Source organism: Streptomyces sp. NPDC056224, from assembly GCF_042267665.1.
Lineage (GTDB): Bacteria > Actinomycetota > Actinomycetes > Streptomycetales > Streptomycetaceae > Streptomyces.
On sequence record NZ_JBHJTK010000018.1, the window covers coordinates 127057 to 133863 of the forward strand.

6 protein-coding genes are annotated in these 6807 nt (G+C 73.9%); 5 read left to right on the top strand and 1 reads right to left on the bottom strand.

What is annotated here, in order from left to right; genetic code table 11:
• Positions 1-26: 26 nt before the first annotated feature.
• The 3 genes from ACFCZ1_RS21790 (at position 27) to ACFCZ1_RS21800 (ending at position 2410) form a co-directional block, all read left to right on the top strand.
• The gene (locus tag ACFCZ1_RS21790) at positions 27-1226 is read left to right on the top strand and encodes a sensor histidine kinase (RefSeq protein ID WP_376679923.1); all 1200 of its coding nucleotides are present in this window, start codon (positions 27-29) and stop codon (positions 1224-1226) included.
• Positions 1226-1855: a response regulator gene (locus ACFCZ1_RS21795; protein WP_376679924.1), complete on the top strand. Its 630-nt coding sequence runs from the start codon at positions 1226-1228 to the stop codon at positions 1853-1855. Before ACFCZ1_RS21790 ends, ACFCZ1_RS21795 begins: the two co-directional genes overlap by 1 nt.
• A gap of 72 nt (positions 1856-1927) precedes the next feature.
• Complete coding sequence (locus ACFCZ1_RS21800) at positions 1928-2410, top strand: hypothetical protein (RefSeq protein WP_376679925.1); 483 nt, start codon at positions 1928-1930, stop codon at positions 2408-2410.
• 9 nt (positions 2411-2419) lie between these two features.
• Here the strand turns inward: ACFCZ1_RS21800 and ACFCZ1_RS21805 are convergent, their stop codons facing one another.
• A complete protein-coding gene (locus ACFCZ1_RS21805) occupies positions 2420-3904 on the bottom strand; it encodes a PLP-dependent aminotransferase family protein (protein WP_376679926.1) in 1485 nt (494 codons plus the stop codon).
• A gap of 339 nt (positions 3905-4243) precedes the next feature.
• On the opposite strand from ACFCZ1_RS21805, the gene ACFCZ1_RS21810 reads away from it, so the two are divergent.
• A complete protein-coding gene (locus ACFCZ1_RS21810; RefSeq protein ID WP_376679938.1) occupies positions 4244-4825 on the top strand; it encodes an NTP transferase domain-containing protein in 582 nt (193 codons plus the stop codon).
• 251 nt (positions 4826-5076) lie between these two features.
• Entirely contained in the window at positions 5077-6693 is a 1617-nt protein-coding gene (gene aceB / locus ACFCZ1_RS21815) for a malate synthase A (protein WP_376679927.1), read from the top strand.
• Positions 6694-6807 lie beyond the last annotated feature (114 nt).

The following is a 6807-nucleotide window of genomic DNA, read 5'->3' on the forward strand; positions in this document are numbered from 1 at the left end:
CCGGACCCACTTAGGCTGGTCAGGTCATGGCTGCTCTGAATCCTCCCGTTCCGCCCGCTTCCCGTCCCCTCACCCCCGTGTCGAAGGTGCTGCGGCTGTGCCTGCACGCGCTGCTCCTCGGGCTGCTCGCGCTGGCCGCCGGACGGGCCGTCGCCGACTCCGCGCCCGGGGCCGGCTGGGTCGTCGCCGTCTGCACGGCCATGGCCGCCGTGTACGCGGGCGGCGTACTTGCCCCCGCCGTGCACGCGTCGCCGCGCGCCGGGGCGGTGTGGCTGGCCGCGCTGGGCGCCACCTGGCTGGCCCTGCTGGCGGTCTCCCCCGACGGACTGTGGATCGCCTTCCCGCTGTACTTCCTGGAGCTGCACCTGCTGCGGCTGCGCTGGGGGGTCGCGGCCGTCGCGGTGACCGCCTGCGCGGCCATCGGCGGCTTCCTCGCGCACAGCAGCGCGGTGACGCCCGGGGCCTTCCTCGGCCCGTTGCTGGGCGGGGCCGTGGCGGTGGCGACCGTACTGGGCTACCAGGCGCTGTACCGCGAGAGCGAACGTCGTCGGGAACTGATCGAGGAGCTCATCACGACCCGCGCGGAGCTGGCCGCGGCCGAGCGCGGCGCGGGAATCCTGGCCGAGCGGGAGCGCCTCGCCCGGGAGATCCACGACACCCTGGCCCAAGGGCTGTCCTCGATCCAGCTGCTGCTGCGGGCCGCCGAGCGGACGCTCCCCGTGGACTCGCCGGCCGTTCCCCACATCGCGCGGGCGCGGGAGGCCGCCCAGGAGAACCTCGCCGAGGCGCGTCGCTTCGTACGGGCCCTCACCCCGCCGGATCTGGAACACGGGTCGCTCGCCGCCGCGCTGGAACGGCTGTGCTCGGGGGCGCCGGGGCCGCGGGTGCGGTTCTCGCTGAGCGGCAGGCCGCGGGTGCTGCCCACGCCGTACGAGGTGGCCCTGCTGCGGATCGCGCAGTCGGCGCTGGCCAATGTGGTGCGCCACGCGCGCGCCGGGCGGGCCGAGATCACGCTCACCTTCATGGACGCCTCCGTCACCCTCGACATCGTGGACGACGGGCAGGGCTTCGACCTTTCCTCCGCCCCGTCGGGCGAGGGCGGCTTCGGCCTGCCCGCGATGCGCTCGCGCGCGGAGACGCTCGGCGGGCTGTTCACCGTGGAGTCCGGCTACGGTCAGGGCACCGCCGTGGCCGTCACCCTGCCCCTGCCCCTGGAGGCCGCCTGATGACCATCCGACTGCTGCTCGCGGACGACCACCCGGTGGTCCGGGCGGGCCTGCGCGCCGTGCTGGACACCGAACCGGACTTCGCGGTGGTCGCCGAGGCCGCGACCGCCGAGCGGGCGGTGGAACTGGCGGCCGCCGAGCCGGTGGACGTGGTCCTGATGGACCTGCAGTTCGGGGCCGGAATGCACGGCTCCGAGGCGACGGCCCTGATCACGGCCCGGCGGGGGGCGCCCCGGGTACTGGTGCTGACCACGTACGACACGGACGCGGACATCCTGGCCGCCGTGGAGGCGGGCGCTTCGGGCTACCTGCTGAAGGACGCCCCGCCGGAGGAGCTGGCCTCGGCGGTACGGACGGCCGCGGCGGGCCAGTCGGCGCTGGCCCCGGCGGTGGCGCTGCGGCTGATGGACCGGATGCGGACCCCGGCCGAGGCGCTGACGAAGCGGGAGCTGGAGGTGCTCCAGCTGGTCGCGGACGGCCTGTCGAACCAGCAGATCTCCAAGCGGCTGTTCCTCAGCCAGGCCACGGTCAAGTCCCACCTGGTCCACGTCTACGCGAAGCTCGGCGTCGACTCCCGCACCGCCGCGGTCGCGGCCGCCGCCACCCGCCGCCTGATCCGCACGCCGTAGGGGGGCAGGCCCCAGCACGGATACACCGGGTCGCAGGCGGGTGCGCGGCCACGGGCGGCGGGAGCATCGGGGGTGTCGAGCCCCCGTCCGGAGAGCGAGCCCCCGATGCACACCGCCGCCGTAACCCGCCAGGTCACGCCCCCGACCGAGGTCCGCACCGCCTTCGCGCTCTGGCTCACGGCGGTGGCGGCCGGAGCGTTCGAGACCGCGCTCGTGCTCGGCAGGGTTCCGGCCGACGAGATCGGCACCGGGCTGGTGGTCCGCCTGACCGTCTTCACCGCGGCCGTCCTGGTCGCCTTGCGCATGCGCTCGGGTGCGCGCTGGGCCCGGCTCGCCCTGGCCGTCGGCCTCGGCGTCCTCGGCAGCGCCTCGCTGGTCGTGGAGCCCCTGCGGTACCTCCTCGACGGCGGTTCGCCCGCCGACGCACTGTCGCGCGCGGACGCCCTGGACCTGGTTTTCGGCGCGAGCCGGACGCTCCACCTGGCGACCGTCCTGACGGCGGTGGCCCTGATGTTCCGCCCGGCGGCGAACGCGTACTTCCGCGGGCGGCCGTAGCGCCGGGGGCTATGCCACCCAGTACGGCCGCTCCACCGCCGGGGTCAGCGGGACGCCCTCGTGGAAGGCCTGCGCGAGGAGGCGCACGCCCTCGTCCAGGCGGTCCTCGGGCAGCGTGTACGGGATCCGGAGCCGGTGTTCGAAGGTCCCCGGGTCCACCCCGAAGCGGGCCCCGCGGCCGATGTACACCCCGGCGGCCGCGGCCCGCTCCCCCAGCGCGGAACTGACCGGCTCGCCCAGGTCGACCCAGAGCGACAGCCCGCCGGGCGGCAGCTGCCAGGACCATTCCGGGGTGTGGCGCTGGAGGGACCGCACCAGGGCCTCGCGCTGGGTCCGCAGCCGCGCCAGGCGCGCGGGCAGGGTCCGGTCCAGTCCCTCCATCAGCGGGAGCGCGACGAGCTGGTCGAGTACCGAGCCCGTCATGTCGGCGGAGACGCGTACGGCCGTCAGTTCGGTGATCATCTTCGCGGTGGCCCGGATCCAGCCCACCCGCAGGCCGCCCCAGTGCGTCTTGCTGAGCGAGCCGATGGTGATCACGTGGTCGGCGCCGCCGCGCGGGCCCAGCGAGGCCAGGGGCGCGGGCGCGGGGACGTCCAGCGCGATGTCGGCGATGGTCTCGTCCACCACCAGCCAGGTCCCGGTGGCCCGGGTGGTCGCCAGCAGCCGCAGCCGCTGCTCCGGCGGCATCAGCGCGCCCGTCGGGTTGTGGAAGTCGGGGATCACGTACGCCAGCCGGGGCACGGTCTGGCGCAGCGTCGACTCGGCTATCTCCATGTCCCAGCCCGCGTCGGAGACGGCGATGGACCCGGTGCGCAGCCGGGCGTGGCGCAGGGCGTCGAGGGCGTTCGCGTAGGTCGGGTTCTCGGTGACGACCCGGTCCCCGGCCCGGCAGAGCAGGCTGACGACCAGCGCGAAGGCCTGCTGGGCCCCGGCCGTGACCAGGATCTGCTCGGGGCGGGTGGGCAGCCCGCGCCTGGTGAACCGCTCGGCGATCGCCGTGCGCAGGCCGGGCAGGCCGAAGGGGTGGTAGCCGGGCGAGCGGGCGAGCGCCGGCAGTTGGGGTGCGGCCCATGCGAGGGCCTCGGCGAGGCTGCCCTCCGGGGCGCCCATGGCGGCGATGGCGAGGTCGATGCCGGTGTCGCCGTCGGCGCGGCCGCCGACTCCGACGAGGGCGGGCGAGCCGACCGGCCGGTGGCCGTCGGGGAGTTCGGTCCAGGTGCCGGAGCCGCGGCGGCTGCGGACGTACCCGCTCTCGCGCAGCAGGTCGTAGGCGCCGGTGACGGTGGCGCGGCTGGCCCCGACCGCCTCCGCGAGCTCGCGCTCGGCGGGCAGCCGTACGTGCAGGGCGATGCGGCCGTCGAGGATCAGCGTGCGGACGGCGTCGGCGAGCGACCGGTAGCCGGGGCGGGCCAGCACCTCGGCGGGGAGCAGGGCCGCGAGCTGGCGGCTGCCGATCGTTCTGTCCGCTGTCTGGACCACTCGCCCGTTCGGCATGCCAACCTCCCCTGATTGGCTCTGACGGCCAGGCCAATCGGGGACCAGACTCGCCGTATTGGCCCCCGATTGGCAAGGAGCTTCCGCGATGCTGACCGACCGAGACGAACGAGCCCTGCTGGCCGCCGTCGAGAACCGGATCCGCGAGCCGCTGCGGATCGGAGCCGCGCTGGCCGCCGTACGCGGCGCCCTGACCCGCGGAAGACGCGCTCCCGCGCCGGCCCGGGAGCGAGAATCGGTGGCATGGCACCCCACACCGACCACACCGGCCACACCGGCCACACCGGCCAGACCTGCCAGACCGATTGCACCGGCCACCCCGGCCCGACCGCTCCCCCGGTGATCGCGGGCCTCCTCCTGGCCGCCGGCGGCGGCCGCCGGCTCGGCGGCCGGCCCAAGGCCCTGCTCCCCTACCGCGGCCGCCCGCTGGTCGAGAACGCCGTACGGGTGCTGCGCGAGGCGGGCTGCGGCCCGGTGCACGTCGTGCTGGGCGCCTCGGCGTCCGAGGTCCGCGAGCGCGCGGACCTGGCCGGCTGCGTGGTCGTGGACAACCCCGCCTGGGCGGAGGGCATGGGCTCGTCCCTGCGGGTCGGCCTCGCCTCCCTGGCCGGTACGGACGCCCGCGCGGCGCTGGTCTGCCTGGTGGACCAGCCGGGCATCGGGCCGGCGGCCGTGACCCGGGTACGGGAGGCGTACCGCTCCCCGGCGAGTCTGGTGGCGGCGGCCTACGACGGGGAGCGCGGCCACCCGGTGCTGTTCGGCGCGGACCGGTGGGCGGACATCGCCGCGACGGCGACGGGCGACAAGGGTGCGCGCGTGCACCTCGCGCGACACGCGGAGGAGCTCACTCTGGTGGAGTGCGCGGACGTCGCGGAGGCCTACGACATCGACACCCCGCCCGACCTGGCCCGCTTGCTCTGAGCGGGGCGTAACGGGAGTGGCACTGAGGGCCACCGCGAACCGGAATCTGTCGACTCGGAGAATCTCGACATCAACAAACCATTGAACTTCCACCATGAGGAAATTACTATCCACTGGTCAGAAGCGCCCTGAACCAAAGACGGCGCCCGCGACCGTATCCCGGAGCTCTCCACACCCGACGGCACTGCGTGCCGTCTCGCGCGAGCATTCCCCCGCGGCCGCAAGGCACCGCCGCTGAAGGAGTGACAGATATGTCCGCACCAGCGCCGTCCCCGCTGGCCATCGCCGCCGAGCCCCTGCCCCGGCAGGACGAGGTCCTCACCGAAGCGGCCCTCGTCTTCGTGGCCGAGCTGCACCGGCGGTTCGCCGCCCGCCGGGCGGAGCTCCTCGCCCGGCGCGGCGAGCGCCGCGCCGAGATCGCCAGGACCTCCACCCTCGACTTCCTCCCGGACACCGCACAGGTCCGCGAGGGAGACTGGAAGGTGGCCCCGGCACCGGCAGCGCTGAACGACCGCCGTGTGGAGATCACCGGCCCGACGGACCGCAAGATGACCATCAACGCCCTGAACTCGGGCGCCAGGGTCTGGCTCGCCGACTTCGAGGACGCCTCCGCTCCCACCTGGGAGAACGTCGTCCTCGGCCAGCTCAACCTGATCGACGCCTACGAGCGCCGCATCGACTTCACCGACGAGCGCACGGGCAAGTCGTACGCCCTGAAGCCCGCCGACCAGCTGGCCACCGTCGTGATGCGGCCGCGCGGCTGGCACCTGGAGGAGCGCCACCTGCGCTTCGAGGGCGGCCCGGCCTCCGGCTCGCTCGTCGACTTCGGCCTGTACTTCTTCCACAACGCGAAGCGCCTGATCGACCTCGGCAAGGGCCCGTACTTCTACCTGCCGAAGACCGAGTCGCACCTGGAGGCGCGCCTCTGGAACGACATCTTCGTCTTCGCCCAGGACTACGTCGGCATCCCGCAGGGCACCGTCCGCGCCACGGTCCTCATCGAGACGATCACCGCCGCGTACGAGATGGACGAGATCCTGTACGAGCTGCGCGACCACGCGGCCGGCCTGAACGCGGGCCGCTGGGACTACCTGTTCTCGATCGTGAAGAACTTCCGCGACGGCGGGGAGAAGTTCGTCCTGCCGGACCGCAACGCGGTGACGATGACGGCCCCGTTCATGCGCGCCTACACCGAACTGCTGGTGCGCACCTGCCACAAGCGCGGCGCGCACGCCATCGGCGGCATGGCGGCCTTCATCCCGTCCCGCAAGGACGCCGAGGTCAACAAGGTCGCGTTCGAGAAGGTCAAGGCCGACAAGGACCGCGAGGCCGCCGACGGCTTCGACGGCTCCTGGGTCGCCCACCCGGACCTGGTCCCGATCGCGACGGCCTCCTTCGACGCGGTGCTCGGCGACAAGCCGAACCAGAAGGACCGCCTGCGCGAGGACGTCTCGGTGGCCCCGGGCGAGCTCATCGCGATCGACTCGCTGGACGCGAAGCCCACGTACGAGGGCCTGCGCAACGCGGTCCAGGTCGGCATCCGCTACATCGAGGCCTGGCTGCGGGGCCTCGGCGCCGTCGGCATCTTCGGCCTGATGGAGGACGCGGCCACCGCCGAGATCTCGCGCTCGCAGATCTGGCAGTGGATCAACGCCGGTGTCGTCTTCGAGAACGGCCTGACGGCGACGGCCGACCTGACCCGGGAGATCGCGGCGGCGGAACTGGCCGCCATCCGCGCCGAGGTCGGCGAGGAGGCGTTCGCTTCCGGGAAGTGGCAGCAGGCCCACGACCTCTTGCTCCAGGTTTCCCTGGACGCGGACTACGCGGACTTCCTCACCCTCCCCGCATACGACCAACTGCTCGGCTGACAACCCGTTTCCGGCTGATACGCACAGCAGTCGGACATTCCCGGCTCCGCCCCCGCTGCCACCAGGCAGCGGGGATCCCCGTGGCGCGGCCCGAACTCGCCGCCGCCCTCGACG